This window comes from Clostridium massiliamazoniense (assembly GCF_001403635.1).
Classification (GTDB): domain Bacteria; phylum Bacillota; class Clostridia; order Clostridiales; family Clostridiaceae; genus Sarcina; species Sarcina massiliamazoniense.
The window spans coordinates 1,421,096-1,437,509 of the sequence record NZ_LN879468.1 but is presented as its reverse complement, the minus strand read 5'-3'; the positions used below and the strand labels follow the sequence as shown (position 1 = coordinate 1,437,509).

Annotated in this window: 13 protein-coding genes; 11 read left to right on the top strand and 2 right to left on the bottom strand. The window is 27.2% G+C overall.

Annotated features, from left to right (window positions below; genetic code table 11):
- The first annotated feature begins 21 nt into the window (after positions 1–21).
- Complete coding sequence (locus ARA19_RS13635) at positions 22–1,359, top strand: 6-phospho-beta-glucosidase (protein ID WP_055071507.1); 1,338 nt, start codon at positions 22–24, stop codon at positions 1,357–1,359.
- Positions 1,360–1,814: 455 nt separating this feature from the next.
- On the opposite strand, the gene ARA19_RS13630 is transcribed toward ARA19_RS13635, so the two are convergent.
- On the bottom strand, positions 1,815–2,948 hold the full coding sequence (locus ARA19_RS13630; protein ID WP_055071506.1) for a glycosyltransferase family 4 protein: 1,134 nt from the start codon (positions 2,946–2,948) through the stop codon (positions 1,815–1,817).
- 128 nt (positions 2,949–3,076) lie between these two features.
- Between ARA19_RS13630 and ARA19_RS13625 the strand changes: the two genes are divergently transcribed.
- From ARA19_RS13625 to ARA19_RS13615, 3 genes are read left to right on the top strand one after another with little or no spacing between them, the layout of a single operon-like run.
- Positions 3,077–4,075 carry a CotS family spore coat protein gene (locus ARA19_RS13625; RefSeq protein ID WP_055072126.1) on the top strand — a complete coding sequence of 333 codons (999 nt, stop codon included), beginning with the start codon at positions 3,077–3,079 and terminating at the stop codon, positions 4,073–4,075.
- 6 nt (positions 4,076–4,081) lie between these two features.
- Entirely contained in the window at positions 4,082–4,789 is a 708-nt protein-coding gene (locus tag ARA19_RS13620) for a hypothetical protein (RefSeq protein ID WP_055071505.1), read from the top strand.
- 19 nt (positions 4,790–4,808) lie between these two features.
- On the top strand, positions 4,809–5,831 hold the full coding sequence (locus ARA19_RS13615; protein WP_055071504.1) for a CotS family spore coat protein: 1,023 nt from the start codon (positions 4,809–4,811) through the stop codon (positions 5,829–5,831).
- A 283-nt stretch (positions 5,832–6,114) separates the two neighbouring features.
- Here ARA19_RS13615 and ARA19_RS13610 read toward each other — a convergent pair whose 3' ends face one another.
- Positions 6,115–7,236: a glycosyltransferase family 4 protein gene (locus ARA19_RS13610; RefSeq protein ID WP_055071503.1), complete on the bottom strand. Its 1,122-nt coding sequence runs from the start codon at positions 7,234–7,236 to the stop codon at positions 6,115–6,117.
- 105 nt (positions 7,237–7,341) lie between these two features.
- Between ARA19_RS13610 and ARA19_RS13605 the strand changes: the two genes are divergently transcribed.
- From ARA19_RS13605 to ispE, 7 genes are all read left to right on the top strand, one after another.
- The gene (locus ARA19_RS13605) at positions 7,342–8,346 is read left to right on the top strand and encodes a CotS family spore coat protein (protein WP_055071502.1); all 1,005 of its coding nucleotides are present in this window, start codon (positions 7,342–7,344) and stop codon (positions 8,344–8,346) included.
- Between the two features lie 195 nt (positions 8,347–8,541).
- The gene (gene yabG, locus ARA19_RS13600) at positions 8,542–9,411 is read left to right on the top strand and encodes a sporulation peptidase YabG (protein WP_055071501.1); all 870 of its coding nucleotides are present in this window, start codon (positions 8,542–8,544) and stop codon (positions 9,409–9,411) included.
- Positions 9,412–9,592: 181 nt separating this feature from the next.
- Entirely contained in the window at positions 9,593–9,829 is a 237-nt protein-coding gene (locus ARA19_RS13595) for a Veg family protein (protein ID WP_055071500.1), read from the top strand.
- Between the two features lie 345 nt (positions 9,830–10,174).
- Entirely contained in the window at positions 10,175–11,737 is a 1,563-nt protein-coding gene (locus tag ARA19_RS13590; RefSeq protein ID WP_055071499.1) for a DUF3794 and LysM peptidoglycan-binding domain-containing protein, read from the top strand.
- Between the two features lie 217 nt (positions 11,738–11,954).
- Positions 11,955–12,767: a cyanophycinase gene (locus ARA19_RS13585; protein ID WP_055071498.1), complete on the top strand. Its 813-nt coding sequence runs from the start codon at positions 11,955–11,957 to the stop codon at positions 12,765–12,767.
- A 1-nt stretch (position 12,768) separates the two neighbouring features.
- Positions 12,769–15,366, top strand: coding sequence for a cyanophycin synthetase (gene cphA, locus ARA19_RS13580; RefSeq protein ID WP_055071497.1), 2,598 nt, complete (start codon positions 12,769–12,771; stop codon positions 15,364–15,366).
- A 123-nt stretch (positions 15,367–15,489) separates the two neighbouring features.
- Positions 15,490–16,341: a 4-(cytidine 5'-diphospho)-2-C-methyl-D-erythritol kinase gene (gene ispE / locus ARA19_RS13575; RefSeq protein WP_055071496.1), complete on the top strand. Its 852-nt coding sequence runs from the start codon at positions 15,490–15,492 to the stop codon at positions 16,339–16,341.
- The last annotated feature ends 73 nt before the right edge of the window (positions 16,342–16,414 follow it).

Below are 16,414 nucleotides of genomic sequence, written 5' to 3'. Positions count from 1 at the left end.
ATAGTATTAGCAATAGACAAGATGAAAAAAGGCATAAAAATAGTAACTATTGGTGGTGGTTCAAGTTATACCCCAGAATTAGTTGAAGGTTTCATAAAGAGATATGAAAATTTACCTGTTAGAGAGCTTTGGCTTGTAGATATAGAAGATGGAAAAGAGAAATTAGAAATAGTAGGTAACCTTGCTAAAAGAATGGTTGAAAAAGCAGGAGTACCTATGAAAATAAATTTAACTCTAGATAGAAGAGAAGCTTTAAAAGATGCTGATTTCGTAACTACCCAGCTAAGAGTTGGACTTTTAGATGCTAGAATAAAAGATGAAAGTATACCTTTAAGACATGGAGTTATAGGACAAGAAACTAACGGTGCTGGAGGGATGCTTAAAGCACTTAGAACAATTCCTGTAATATTGGATATAGAGAAGGATATGGCTGAATTATGTCCAAATGCTTGGCTTATAAACTTTACTAATCCAGCAGGAATGGTAACAGAAGCTGTTATAAAATATGGCGTAAGAAAAAACAACAGAGTTATTGGATTATGTAATGTTCCAATAAGCATGGAAAAAGCAGTAGCTTCAATTATGAATGTTGATCATAGTAGAGTTAGAGTGGATTTTGCTGGACTTAACCATATGGTTTATGGATTAGATGCATATGTTGATGGAAAAAGTGTTTTAGATGATGTTATAGAGAGCATAGCTCAAGGGAACTTTGGAAGTTCAGTAAATAATATAAAGGACTTAGAGTGGAATGCAGATTTCATAAGAGCTCTTGGTGTAATGCCTTGTCCATATCATAGATATTATTATCAAACTGCTGATATGTTAGAAGATGAACTAAATGCTTTCTCAGAAGGAAAAGCAAGAGGGGAATTTGTTAAAGAAGTAGAGGCAGAACTTTTTGAGTTATATAAAGATCCAAATTTAGATATAAAACCACCTCAACTTGAAAAAAGAGGTGGAGCTTATTATAGTGATGCAGCATGTAGACTTATAAATTCAATTTATAATGATATAAGAGATATTCAACCTGTAGATACTATGAATAGGGGAACTATAGATGGAATAGACTATGATAGTGCGGTTGAAGTTTCATGTGTCATAACTAAAGATGGACCAAAGCCACTAAATGTTGGCAAATTACCTACAGCTGTTAATGGATTAGTTCAAGAAATAAAAACCTTTGAAAAGCTTGTTATAGAAGCAGCAGTTGAAGGAAACTATGGAAAGGCATTACTAGCATTAACAGGAAATCCATTAACTCCTTCTGATAGAATGGCTAAAATAATTCTAGATGAATTACTAGAAGCTCACAAAGAATATTTACCTCAATTTAAGTCATACTTTGAAGGTAAATAGCAAAATAAATGAGATGCATCAACTTTTAGGTGCATCTCATTTTATAATGGAAATATATTCACACTGCCTTTTAGCTAGCTATATAGGTTCGACCGCTCACCTACGTAAAGAAGCTCTAACATTTCTTCTACAATAGTTGCTAAAATTTCTAAACTCGCTTTGCTCAAACAGTAGAAATTTATTTCGCAACTATTGTTCAAAAATGAAGAGCTTCTAATTACTAGTTCAATGGTCACAGCATTTCGTACCTATATAACTATCTCGGCAGATAAAGAATATATTTTTCTGATGATTAATATCAGTAATACTCCAATTGTCTATAATCCTAAGATAACAGACATAGACCTTTAGAGAAAGAGCATTAAAAATTCAGCTATAGTTAAAACTGCAACTGAATTAAGTCTTAGTTTATAAAGGTAATATAAGTTTAGAGCTTGATTTGATATTTTATATTTTTAATTTCTTTTACCTAAGGAAAGTAATGAGGAATATGCCATTTCTGTTAGTAGAGCAGTGTTATCCCAAGTAAATTTTGAACTTATATTTAAGGCACTTTGGGAGCATTTGCTTAATAGGTCATCATTATTTAGTAAGTTAAGTAACTTTTCTTTTAAGTCGTTTTCTTTATTTATATCAAATAACATTTCTTTATCTAAAACTACTTCTGGAATTGAGGTTATGTTAGATGCAAGGACAGGTGTTCCACAATTCATAGCTTCTAATGGAGGTAGTCCAAAGCCTTCATAAATAGATGGATAAACGAAAAGTTTACATCCATTATACATAGTTGGAAGATAATCTTCTTCAACAAATCCAGTGAAAATAATATTTTCTTTTTCTTTTAATGTATTTGAAAATTCTTTTAATTTTAAGCCTTCATCTTTAAGAGAACCCACTATTAATAATTTTGTAGGAGTTTTTAAAGATTTTACTATTTCATTAAAACTTTTTATTAGAGAAAGAACATTTTTTCTAGTGCTAAAACCACCTAAATACATTATATAGTCACCAGTGAAGTTATATTTTTTTTGAACGTCATTTAGGGATTTTTCTTTATCTAGAACTTTAAAGGTTGAGTTAGCAGCTAAAGGTGTAACAAAGATTCTTTCTTCAGGGAAGCTTGGAAAGAATTTTAGTATATCTTTTTTTGAATAATCTGAAACTGTTAATATTCCGTCAGTGTTTTCTATTATTTGTGGCATTTCATATAAAAAATTTTTTAAGTATCTACGGCCAGTTGTTTCTGGTAGAACATAGGGAATTAAGTCATGAATAGTAACTATATTCAAGGAATTTTTCTTTGTACTTAGGCCTATTCCGTTTTGAGGGATGTGATATAAATTTATAGAATGATTTTCTATATAGTTAGGAACATAAAATTCTTCAAAGAATTTTCTATGTTTTTTTGAAGCCATTATAATATTACAATTATTACTTTTAAACTCTTTAAAATTTTCTCCAGACCATAATAGTGTATATAAATTATTATTTTTTATTGTAATTAAATGTTTTAATAAATTATAGGTATATGTGCCAATGCCAGTTCCTCTATACCAGTTAGCACCTCTAGAATCAATAAGTATTTTCATATAAATTGTTCACTCCCCAATTTACTTTATACTACTAATAATATTAATTTAGGTGAGTAAATGTGAATGTAACAAGAAAGAAATTAAACACATATAATAGAATAAATTTATATGTTGGGGGTCATCTTGTGAATTGTGAAGAAGTAAGCAAATTAATAGAGGAAAATTACCATATAAGACCTTTGAATATAGAGAAAAGAAAAAATATTTATAAGATTACAGCCTCTACGGGTAATTATTGCTTGAAGATTATAAATTATGAATTCAAGCATTTTTATTTTATTGTTTCTGTTATAGAACATTTAAGAAAAAATGGTTTTGATAGTACACCTGAAATAGAGCGTACAAGGGATAATAAGAATTATATTAAGGTTGGAGATGCCTATGGATACTTAATACCTTGGATAAGGTCTAGAAATAGTGATTATAAAATAGATATTGAACTTAAGGGAGCAGCAAAAAAACTTAATGAACTACATAAGTGTAGTGAGGGATTTACAATAGATAATAATATGAATCCTAGAATTGGGTGGTTTAAGTGGATAGAAACTTATGAAACTAGAATTGAAGAAATATTAGATTTTAAAAAAAGAATACATCAAAAATTTTATAAGAGTGATTTTGATATATTATATCTTGAAGTAATGAATGATGAAATTGAGAGAGGGAAAAGAGCAATAGAAAAGCTTAAAAACTCAAATTATATGAGAATAATGGAAGAAGATATGATGAAATTATCTGTATGTCATCATGATTATGCACATCATAATGTTTTAATAGATAATAAGGAAAACTATCATATTATAGATTTCGATTACTGTATATTAGATAGTCCACTTCATGATCTAAGTAGCTTAGCTATAAGAGCTATGAAAGATGGTAACTGGAGTGAAGAGAAATTTAATTTTATAATAAATAGTTACTCAGATGATATAAAATTAGATAAAAAAAGAATTATGCTTGGATTTATGGAATTTCCACAGGATTATTGGCAAGTAGGACTACAATACTACTGGGAAAGACAACCATGGTCAGAAGAAAGATTTATGAAAAAAATAACAGATTATATTAAAGATAGAGAGAAAAGAGAGGTATTTATAAAAAAAATGTACGAAAGGGGTCAATAATGGTTTATGGAAAATAAGGATATACTAAAGGAGTTTTTAAATATTAATGGAATTGAAGTTATAGAGAAAGGCAAAAATGGAAATTTCCATAATCCAGCTGAGAAACATGTTGAAAATTTAATAAAATTTCATAGGAGAGTAATGGAGAGCGATAATTACTTTGATTTAGCTATAAAAAATAATTCAGGAAAGGATGTAATGAATTATAATATATGGTTTAAGAGAGGTTTATTATTAAGAGAGGAATTAAATATAAAAAATGATTTCTTTGATGAAATATTAGATAAGGCTAAGAAAAGTATAGAAATATTAAAAGGCTCTAATTATATTTCTTTAATGGAAAGAGCAACTAAGAGGAAAGAAATAATACTTGGAAATTGTTCTGTGAAAAATATATATTTTAGAGATAATAAATTATATATATATGATATTAATAAAATAGAATTTAATATGGTAGAAAATGATTGTATTAAGTATATATTAAAAGAAAAAAGAAAGAAAAAATATATAAATATAGAAAGAATAATTTCCTTGTTTTTAGAAGGTGAAGGATTAAGTGAAGATAGTTTTAATTATATATATGGAATAGTAAGTTATCCTAAGGAATCTATGAAGTATATATCAAATAATTATATATATGATTTAAAAGAAGAAAGTACATTGTTAGATAATTTAAAGAATACTACAAAAATAGATTATATAGGAGTAATTTAAAGTATAGGGAGGATGGCTCATGAAAATAAAGTATAAAGATGCTAAATACCTATGTAAATACGACTTAAATGTGGAGTTTTTTGAAAATTTAAATTTAAACATAAAGGATTTATGGCCAACAAGAAATATATATGTGCTAGATACAGAAGAGGGCAAGAAAATACTTAAAATGATAAATTATAATAAGGAAAAAATAAATTACATAGTTAAGATGTTAAACTATGTAAGTAAATCCTATAAGAATATAATTTCATATCATAAATTTGAGGATGGAAATTATTTTGTTGATTGGAAAAATAATAGATATATTATATTAGATTTAATTGAGGGAATTGAGTGCAATATATATAATCCACGAGATATATCTAAGGTAACAAAGGCATTAGCATTGCTTCATAAGAGCAGTAGAGGAATTAGTTCTGAGTTATCTACAATGGAAAGGAAAAATAGTAGTTTAGGAAACTTAGAAAAGGATTTTATAGGAGAAAAAGAAAATATTTATTATTATAAGTCAATAGTAGAAAAAAGGAATATAAAAAATGAATTCGATAATATTTTTTTAGAAAACTTTGATTATTATATAGAAAGAATAAATAGAGCAATAGAACTTTTGAAAAATAGTAATTATAAGGAATTATGTGATAGAGAAGAGGCAATTTCATTATGCCATAATGATTTAGCTTATCATAATATACTAATAAATGAAGAAGAAGTTTATTTTATAGATTTTGATTTCTGTGATGTAAACTTAAAGGTTTTAGATTTATATAGTTTTTTGAGTAAGGTACTAAAAAGGAATGGATTTGATTATGATTCTTATATAGATATAGTGGGAATTTATAAAAAAAATATTGAGTTTTCAAATGAAGAAGAAGAGATACTAAAAATTTTATTAACTTACCCAAGGGATTTCACTAATATTGTTAATAATTATTATGGAAGTAAAAAGGATTGGTCCTATGAAAGTTATTTAAATAAATTCAAAGAAAAAATAGCCTATGCAAAAGAAAATGAAATTCTTTTAAAAAAAATCATGAGTTGATATTTTAAAATAGAAATATTTTTAATTAAAAATAAAAGGAGAGGATGTATCAAATTAAAGATACATCCTCTCTGATTTTTATCTAGAGATATAGGTTCATCATTTATGATAGCTTATTAGTTCAATGGTCACAGCATTTTGTACCTATATAGTTATCTAGGTAGATAAAAAAATATATTTGTAAAATAATATAAATTAAGATATTGGTTTCATAGACATTTTTTTAAAATAAGGTTGACTAAATTCAGATAAAGCTTTAACTCTACATGAACTTAGTCAAAATTTATAAAGTAAGTTTTTTATAAACATTTATAGTATCAAAAGCTGTTTGTTTCCAATTAAATAATGCACATTGGCTTAACCCTTTTCTAATTAAATCTTTTCTAAGTTCTGGGCAAAGAGCAACTTTTTCTATTGCTTCAGAAATATCATCTTGATTATGAGGATTAATAAGTATAGCCGCATCACTAACTACCTCTGGAATAGAGGTTAAATTTGAAGCTATTACAGGAGTTCCAGATGCCATTGCTTCAATTGGTGGTAAGCCAAAACCTTCATAAAAAGACGGATACACAAGCATAAGGGCAGAGCTATAAAATATAGGCATATGTTCTGTTTTTATAAAACCAGGGAAAATAACATCATTTTCTATTTTTAATTCTTCAGTACGTTTTTTGTAGATTTCAAAAGACTTGCCTTTAGTTCCTAATATTATTAGCTTTAAGTTTTTATTTATTTTATTTTTTGATAAATTAAATGCTTCTATAAGACCTAAGATATTTTTTCTAGGACTAAAACCGCCAACGTATAAAATATAATCATCTACAATATTATAATTAGTTTTAATAAACTCTTTGCAGTAGGTTTTATCTAAAGGAACATATTGTTCTTCAGCAGCTAAGTGAGTAACAAAAACTCTTTCCTCAGGAAAGTTTAAATTTTTACATATATCTAACTTAGAATAATTAGATACAGTTATTATTCCATCTATGTTATTTAAAATATTAGATATTTGGTTATCAAAAATTTTAAGGTAATTATCACTTACAGTTTGAGGTAGTTTTAAAGGGATTATGTCGTGAAGTGTTATTACCTTTTTTGTGTTAACAGAAAGATTTGTACCAATTCCATTTTGAGGGATATGGTAGATATCTGTAGAATCTTCCTTTATTTTAGTAGGCATTGAAACATCCTTCCAAAAATTATTTATTACATTTTGGTCAGAATATAAAACATTGAAATTTTTTTTAAGCTTTAAATCTAATTTTGAATTTTTTGATATATAAATATTATATTTATTATAGAAATCTATTTGATTTATGCTATTGATTAGTTGATAAGTGTAAGTTCCAATTCCAGTTCCTCTATACCAATTAGCAGCACGACCATCTATTGTTATTTTCATAGGAATACCCTTTCAATATGGCTATATATTATTATATTGTAAATAGTTTGTATTTGTTAATAAATAAAAACTATTATACATATAAATATAGGGGGGTGAGTAATTATGATGAGGGAATTTGAAATCGAAAGACAATTCGACATTAAAATTGAAACAATAAAACCGAATAAAGGTATATATTATTTAAAGACAAATAAAGGTGAAAGATGTTTGAAAAGAATAAATTATGGTCCGCAAAAATTATTATTTGTTTACGGAGCAAAGGAACATTTAATAGCTAATGGTTTTAAAAATGTAGACAGATATTATTTAAATACGGAAGGAGAACCTTACGCATTAGTAAATGAAGACTTATACACATTATCACAATGGATAGAAGGTAGAGAATGTGACTTTCATAATGGAGATGATATTGAATTAGCAGCTAAAAATTTAGCAGCTATGCATTATGCAAGTAAGGGATATGATCCACCTGAAAATTCTAAATTAAAAAGTGATTTAGGTAGATGGCCGCATTTGATGGAAAAAAGAATAAAAGCATTAACTAAAATGAGAGATATGGCTAGAAAGAAAAATATGAAACAAAATTTTGATTTAGTTTATATCAAGAATGTAGAGTTTTATAAAAACTTAGCTGTTAGAGCTTTAAATGTTCTTAAGAGTTCAGAATACAATGCATTATGTGAAAAAAGTGAATTAGAAAAGAACTTTTGCCACCATGATTATACCTATCATAATATTATTGTAGATAAGGAAAATAACCTTCAAATATTGGATTTTGATTATTGCAAAAGAGAAATAAGAGTTTATGATTTAGCTAATTTTATGATAAAAGCATTAAAGAAAGTTGATTGGAACATAGAATATGCAAAAAGAATAATAGATGCCTACAATACTGTTGAGCCATTAGAAAAAAAAGAGTATAGAGTTCTTTTAGCATTTTTAATTTTCCCACAAAGATATTGGAGGTTGGCTAACAGATATTATTATAATGAGGTAACTTGGGCTCAAAATACATTTAATAAGAAGATCCAAAACATAGTAAATGAGCAAGAATTGTATAGTAAGTTTATAGAGGATTTCAAAGAGTATTATCAATTAGAAGAATAATTAAAGTAAGGGCTACATAGAAAAGTTTATTTTATAGAAATGGACTTTGATGTAGCCCTTGAATTATATTTGATTTTCTAATAAATCAGAGTTACAAAAATATATTTGAATCTTATATACTTTTGTAATAATTTTTAACAAATGCATTTCAAATTTCATAATATATAAAGATACCTAAATAAGGGAGTTAATTTTATGAAAATAGGTGATTATGTAGTTAGAAAATCTTATGGAAAAGATATTAAATTTAAAATAATAGACATAAAAGAGGTTGGAGATGAAGTTTATTATGTGTTAAAAGGAATAAGTATTAGGATAATTGCAGATTCTCTAAAAAGTGATTTAGAAGAAGTTAAAGATGAGTTTGAAGGTGGAACAGATAAACTTTTAAATGCTAGAATACATGAAGCAATAAAGAAAGCTATAGGAGATAGAGGAGGAAATAATAAAAGAGCTACTCAAACTAAATCGCCTAAAATAGTAAAGGATAAAGAATTGGTCTTTGGAAGACCAGGAAAAATACTTCATATAGATGGTGATGCTACCTATTTAGATAATTGCTTAAAAGTTTATAAAGAACTTCAATTATCAGCTGTTGGCTATGCTATTCCAGAGAAAGAACAACCTAAAAAGGTTCTCGAAATAGTTAAGGAAGTTAAGCCAGATATTGTAGTTTTAACAGGACATGATGGGATATCAAGAAATGTTAAGGATTATTTAGATGTTAACAATTATAGAAATTCAAAATATTTTATAGAATCTGTAAGACTCCTTAGAGATTATAATTCAAGTTATGATGAATTAGTTATATTTGCTGGAGCATGTCAGTCTTGTTATGAAAATATATTAGATGCAGGAGCAAACTTTGCAAGTTCTCCTAATAGGGTTTTGATACATTGTTTAGATCCCGTATTTATATGTGAAAAAATAGCTTATACTAAAATAGATACAGTTGTTTCTATAACAGAAGTAATAGAAAATACTATAACAGGAATAAAGGGAATTGGGGGATTACAGACTAGAGGAAAGTATAGAGAAGGTTATCCAAAGTCACCTTATGTTTAAAATGAAATTGATAAATTGTTAGAATTTCATAGAGAATAAAAAAAAATAAATTGTAAATAATAAAAAAGAATGCTAGAAAAAGTATTGACAAATGACTAAAAATAAGAAACAAAAAGTGCTCTAGCTATTGACAGGAATAATTTTACAGTATATACTAATATTAAGAAAGAAGGTGTTTCAAGTGGAGAAAAAGTTAACTCTATCATCCATAAAAAGAAACCTGGAGGAGCATGTAGGAGAAAAAGTCATGCTTAAGGCCAATGGAGGCAGGAAGAAAATTCTTGTTAACGAAGGCATATTAGAAAGTGTATATCAAAGCATTTTCGTAATAAGACTAGAAAAAAGTACACATAGAACTGTAACATATAGTTATTCTGATGTTTTAACCAATACAGTAGAGTTAGATTTCGTTGGATAAAATAAAAGCTTCTAAAATTAATTTAGAAGCTTTTGTTTTATTGTAAAAAAAAGAAAGATGGTGGGTTTCCATCTTTCAACTATGGTATAAAAGGGTATTGAGAATTTATGAGAGGTTATATGGTCAATAACCACCTTAATAATAACATAGCTTTTAAGAATATGTCAACAATATATATCGAAAAAGATAAAAAAATGTCGAAAAAGAAAATAAAAGTTCAAAATAGAGTGTAATAATTAACGTTCAAATAAAATCATATAAGTTTTATAAAAAAGTTTTAAAAAATAGTAATTAATTTACCAATAATTATATATATTATAATAGGTATATTATAGGAGGTATAAAATGGTAAATATAGATATTGTAAAAGAAAATATAGATCTCCAAAAAGAATTTGGAGAAAATACAGTAGACAATGTACTTAGAGATGAATATTTGATACCAGATACTCATCCAGATGTAGAAAAAATATTAGCTGTGGATGTTAGAAAAACTATAGTTAATAAGGAGATGCAAGCAGATAGAGTTTATGTAGAGGCTGAAGTAGAATATAGCATAATGTATTTATCAAATGAGGAAGAAAAAGAAGTTAATAACATTGTTTACAAAGAGAAATTTTCAAATTTCGTAGACATGGTAGGTGCTGAACATAGAATGCTTTGTGATGCTAATTGTGAGTTAGAACATATAAATAGTAATATTATCAATGAAAGAAAAATAAGTATAGAAGCATATTTCCGTACTACTTGCAAAGTTTATTCTCAAGAAAGTTTTGAATTTGTAAAAGATGTACAAGGTTCAGATGAATTAGAAATAAGAAAGAAACCTGATAAGTTTGAAAAAATGATTTGTAGTAAAAGTGGTGAGATGACAGGAAAAGCATCTATGAAAGCACCTTCAGATAAACCACAGGTAGATAAAATACTTAAATATGATTGTATGATTCATAAAGGTGATGTGAAAATATTAGAAGATAAAATTCAATATTCATGTTTAGCTAAAATAAATGTAATTTATAGATGTGAGGAAACAAAGGAACTCGTAACACTAGAAGATGATATTTTTATATCAGGGGAAGATGAAGTAGTTGGTGTAAATAGTGATATGAAAGCCAATTATAAAAATTTCTTAAAGTCCTTTGATGTTAGACTTAATCAAGATGACTTAGGAGAAAATAGAATAATAGATGTTGATGTATGCGTTGAAAATTCAGTATTAGTTACTAAGATGGAAGAAATGGAAGTTATAGATGACGCATATTCTCCAAGAAAGAATATCGAGATAACAAAAGAAAAATTAAAGGTAAATACTCCTTTAGGAGAAGGGCATAGTGAATTTATTGTAAAGGATAATATTTATTTAGATAATGATGATGCAGAACCTGTTTATATAATGAATATAAGAGGTGAAGTAATTTCTCTTGAAAGTAAAATAGTTAATGGTAATGTAATAATTGATGGTATATTAAAGGCTGATGTAATATACAAAAGTAATAATGAAAGACTTTGTTTAGGTAAAGTGGAAGGTGAAATTGCATTTAATTCCATGATTGAGATACCAAGAGCAGATGAAACAATGATTTGTGATATAAAAGCAAACTTAGAAAATATTCAAGGAAATATAGAAGCAAATACAATTGCAGTTAAAGCAGTACTTGATTTAAATGCAAAGGTATCTTTTACTGAAGAAAAGGAATATGTAAAAGATATTTCAGAAAATGAAGAAGAAAAAATAGATAAAAAAGCTTCTATAATAATTTATATAGTACAACCTGGTGATACAATGTGGAATTTAGCTAAAAAATACAGAACAAGTATAGCTGATATATGTAAAGTTAATAGTTTAGAAGTAAGTGATGAAATAAAAGAAGGGGAAAAATTAATAATTCCAGGAAGAGCTATTATATAGAATAGAAGAAAATTTATTTCAATAGAGAGATTAAAGGATATTTCCTTAAAATATAACAAAAAATAAAGAGAGTATTTCTAAAGTAGAATAAAATTCTACTTTAGGATGCTCTTTTTTTATTAATTTAATTATTAATATTGGAACTCTTAAATAACCTTGTGAATACTTTCTAAAAAAATGGATAAAATAAAAAATGCAGATTTAATGAGGTGATTTAATGGTGAATAGTGGAGAAGAAAAATTAATCATTATAGGTGGTGCAGAAGATAAAGAAAACAGCAAAGTAATTTTAAAGTATATAGCAGAAAAAATTGGCGATGATGAAGAACTTCTCATTGCAACAGTAGCAAGTGAAGAACCACAAAAATTAATTACTAAATATAAAGAGGTATTTAATGAACTAAAAGTTAAAAATATAAAGGAACTTAGTATAGTTAATAGGGAAGAATGTTGGAGTGAAAATAAGATTAATCTTATTAAATCAGCTAAAGTTATTTTTTTTACTGGAGGAGATCAGTTAAGAATAACTAGTTTATTAGGGGGAACTCCAATATATGAAAGCTTAATAAAAGCTTTTTCAAAGGGAACTATATTTGTTGGAACATCTGCAGGGGCATCAGTAATGAGTGATACAATGATAGTTACTGGTAATAGTGAAGAAGGTCCAAGAAAGTGTACCGTTGAAATGGAAAAAGGACTGGGTCTAATAAAGGGATTGATTATAGATCAACATTTTTCTCAAAGAGGGAGAATTGGTAGACTTTTAGTGGCAATAGCTCAAAACCCTCAAAGTTTAGGTATCGGAATTGATGAAGATACAGCAATAATAATAGATAAAAATAATAATATAAAAGTTATAGGTTCAAGTTCAGTTTATATAATAGATGGAAAAAATATGAATTGTAGTAATGTGTCCCAAAATAGTCCTAAGGAGCACTTTAGTATGTTTAATGTTCTTTTACATATACTAACTCCAGGAAAAATATACAACCTAGATAAAAGGAAGCCTTTTGAGGAGGAAATTTTTTAAAATGAAAATAATAAAAAAACAAGTTTTTGAAGGTAAAAATATTTATTCACATAAAAAGGTTATGAGAATAGATGTTGATTTAGAAGGATATTCAGAAATTCCAAGTAAAGATATAAAGGATTTCAATAAAAATCTATTAGAAATGATTCCAGAACTTTATGAACATAGATGTGGAATAGATGTGGAACATGGATTTGCTATAAGACTTAAAGAGGGAACTTACTTATCTCATATTTGCGAACATATGGTTATAGCTATTCACAATAGATTAGGTGTAGATATAGCCTATGGTAAAGCTAGAGAAATAGAAGGAGATTTATATTATATAATATTTCAATACCAATATAAAAATTTAGGATTAGCCATTGTTAGTTTGGCTGTTGAAATAATTAATGGACTTATAAAAGGGAAAAAAATATCTCTTAAAGATAGAATAGAAATACTAAAATCAATTAGAAATGAAGAAATGATGGGAACCTCAACAAAATCAATATATGATGAAGCTATTAAAGCTAATATGCCAGTTTTATCAATAGGGGATGGTATATATCAAATTGGTTATGGTAAACAAGGACGTATGTTTGGAGCTACAATAGGTGATAGAACTAGATGTTTAGCAGTAGATATATGTTGTGATAAAAACTTAACTAAAACTGTATTATCACAAAATGCTATACCTGTAGCTAAAGGAGCTGTGATTCATGATACTATACAACTTTTAAAGACTGCTGAAAACATAGGATATCCAGTAGTTATAAAGCCACAGTTTGGTAATAAAGGGAATGGAGTTCACTTAAATATAAAAAATGAAAGGTCGTTATTGGAAGCTTATAATGATTTAAGAAAAAGCTGTGACAAAATAATAGTAGAAGAATATGTTGAAGGTAATGATTATAGAGTATGTGTTGTAAATTATGAAGTGAGAGCAGTATCTAAAAGAACTCCTCCTTATGTAATAGGGGATGGAAAGGCTTCAATAAAAGAATTAATTGAAGAATTAAACAGTAATCCACTAAGAGGAGAAGATCATGAAAAACCTTTAACTAAAATAAAACTAGATAAAGATCTTTCAGAGATTTTAAGCAAGGTTGGAAAAAATATTAATAGCGTAGTAGAAGAGGGGGAAAAAATTTATCTTAGAGAAAATGCTAATATATCAACAGGTGGTTTTGCAGAAGATTGTACAGATTTAATAAGTGAAGAAAATAAAAAGCTTTTGGAAAGAGTAGCTAAAATAATTGGCTTAGATATTTGTGGAATAGACATATCAACTAAAGATATATCAGGGAGTCTACATGATAATGGAATAGTAATAGAAGTAAATGCTGCACCGGGGATAAGGATGCATGAATATCCTACAAAGGGCAAAAGTAGAAATGTTGCAAGAGATATTATAAACACTATGTATGACGGAAATATAAGAAATATACCTCTTATATCAATAACAGGTACTAATGGGAAGACTACAACAACGAGATTAATTTCTTATGTATTATCTTTAATGGGATATAAAGTTGGAATGACAAGTACAGATGGAATTTATATAGATAATGAATTAATTCATAAAGGTGATGATACAGGAGGAGAAAGTGCTAAAACTGTATTATTAAATAGAGATGTTGATGTAGCAGTATTAGAAACAGCTAGAGGTGGGTTAGTTAGAAAAGGTTTAGCTTACGATTTAGCAGATGTAGGAGTAGTAACTAATATAAAAGAAGATCACTTAGGAATAGATGGAATTGAAACTTTAGATCAATTAGCTTTTGCAAAGGCACTTGTTATTGAGGCTGTTAAGCCAACAGGTTATTCAGTTATAAATGCAGATGATGATTATTGTGAAATGCTTATGAAAAGGAGTAAAGGAAATATAATATTATTTTCAGGAAATAAGGATAATAAGTATATATTAGAAAATATGAAAAAAGGAAAGCCTGTTGTTTATAGAGATGATGATTTTATAGTGGTAAATAATAATAATAAAAATTATAAAATATGTGATTTAAAAATGATGCCATTAACTTTAGAGGGAGCATTAAAGCATAATATCTATAATTCTCTAGCAGCTTGTGCAGCTCTAGTAGGGTTAGGAATAGATTATGTTATGATAGCAAAGGGTTTTTTACAATTTAAGTCAGATGAAAATTTCAACTGTGGAAGATTTAATATTTATAATGTAGATGGTATTGAAATTATACTAGATTATGGTCATAATATTGATGGATATAAAATGATAATTGATTCATTGAAAGCTATGAAAAAAGAAAAGGTAATAGGAATAATAGGCGTTCCAGGTGATAGAAACAATAAAGATATTGAAGAAGTAGGTAAATTATCAGGAGAATATTTCAATAAAATATTTATAAAAGAGGATGAGGATAAAAGAGGTAGAAGTGAAGGTGAAGTAGCTGAGTTATTAGCTAAAGGGGTAAAGAGAGCAAGTAACGAGAATTACAAAATAATACTTAATGAAAAGGATGCACTTATTAATGCTTTCACTGAAGCTAAAAAGGGTGATACTATTATATTATTTTTTGAAGATTTTGATAAGGTGAGAGCTAATATTGATTTATTGAAAAACACAAAGGAAAAAGAAGCTTAGAAATAAATAACTTATGAAATCAAATAATTATGATTTCATAAGTTATTTTTCTTTAAGTTTATAAAGCAAAATATTATAATTATAGATATAATATGAATCTAGGATTTAAAGGTGGACTTAATTATGAAAAGAAAAGCATATGCTAAAATAAACATTGCTTTAGATGCTGTAGGAAAAAGAGAAGATGGATATCATTTATTAAGAATGATAATGCAAACTGTTGATTTATATGACTTAGTTGAGGTTAATAAAAATAGTATAAAAAATATAAGATTAACAAGTAATAAGCATTATATTCCTACAGATGAAAGAAATTTAGCTTATAGAGCAGCACAAATATTTAGGGAGAAGTATAACATAAATGAAGGAATTGATATACACATAACTAAAAATATACCAGTAGCAGCAGGAATGGCAGGTGGAAGTACTGATGCTGCAACAGTTTTATATTTAATGAATAAACTTTTTAATGTTAAAGCAAAAAATAAGGAGTTAGAGGAATTAGCATTAAAAATAGGAGCAGATGTGCCTTATTGTATAAATGGAGGAACTGTTTTATGTGAGGGAATAGGAGAAAAATTGACTCCCTTAAAAAGATTTAAAAATAAAGTAGTGATAATAGTAAAACCTAACTTTGGAGTTTCAACTAAGGAAGTATACAGAGATTTAGATATAAGTAAAATTCACAAGCATGTTGATATAGAGGGTTTAATAAAAGCTATGCAAAGAGAGGATGTAAACTATATTTCAAAGAATATGAAAAATGTTTTAGAAAATGTAACTCTTAGAAAACATAGTATACTTAGAAGAATTAAAGATGACTTAGTAAGTGAAGGGGCATTAGGTTCTATGATGAGCGGTAGTGGACCAACTATATTTGGCTTTTTTGAAGATATGCTTATAGCACAAAGAGCCTATGAAAAATTAAAGGAAAAATATGATTATTCAGATATATTTATAACAAGAACAATTTAGGTTCAATAATCACAGTACTTTGTACTTATAGAGCCAGATTGACAGATGAATAAATATATTTATTTGAATTTTA

Bases quoted from the DNA above. Each gene is read 5' to 3' on its own strand.
- ARA19_RS13635 (WP_055071507.1), top strand. From the start codon at position 22: ATGAAAAAAGGCATAAAAATAGTAACTATTGGTGGTGGTTCAAGTTAT.
- ARA19_RS13630 (WP_055071506.1), bottom strand. From the start codon at position 2,948: ATGAAAATACTTATTGATTCTAGAGGTGCTAACTGGTATAGAGGAACT.
- ARA19_RS13620 (WP_055071505.1), top strand. From the start codon at position 4,082: ATGGAAAATAAGGATATACTAAAGGAGTTTTTAAATATTAATGGAATT.
- ARA19_RS13615 (WP_055071504.1), top strand. From the start codon at position 4,809: ATGAAAATAAAGTATAAAGATGCTAAATACCTATGTAAATACGACTTA.
- ARA19_RS13610 (WP_055071503.1), bottom strand. From the start codon at position 7,236: ATGAAAATAACAATAGATGGTCGTGCTGCTAATTGGTATAGAGGAACT.
- ARA19_RS13605 (WP_055071502.1), top strand. From the start codon at position 7,342: ATGATGAGGGAATTTGAAATCGAAAGACAATTCGACATTAAAATTGAA.
- yabG (WP_055071501.1), top strand. From the start codon at position 8,542: ATGAAAATAGGTGATTATGTAGTTAGAAAATCTTATGGAAAAGATATT.
- ARA19_RS13590 (WP_055071499.1), top strand. From the start codon at position 10,175: ATGGTAAATATAGATATTGTAAAAGAAAATATAGATCTCCAAAAAGAA.
- ARA19_RS13585 (WP_055071498.1), top strand. From the start codon at position 11,955: ATGGTGAATAGTGGAGAAGAAAAATTAATCATTATAGGTGGTGCAGAA.
- cphA (WP_055071497.1), top strand. From the start codon at position 12,769: ATGAAAATAATAAAAAAACAAGTTTTTGAAGGTAAAAATATTTATTCA.
- ispE (WP_055071496.1), top strand. From the start codon at position 15,490: ATGAAAAGAAAAGCATATGCTAAAATAAACATTGCTTTAGATGCTGTA.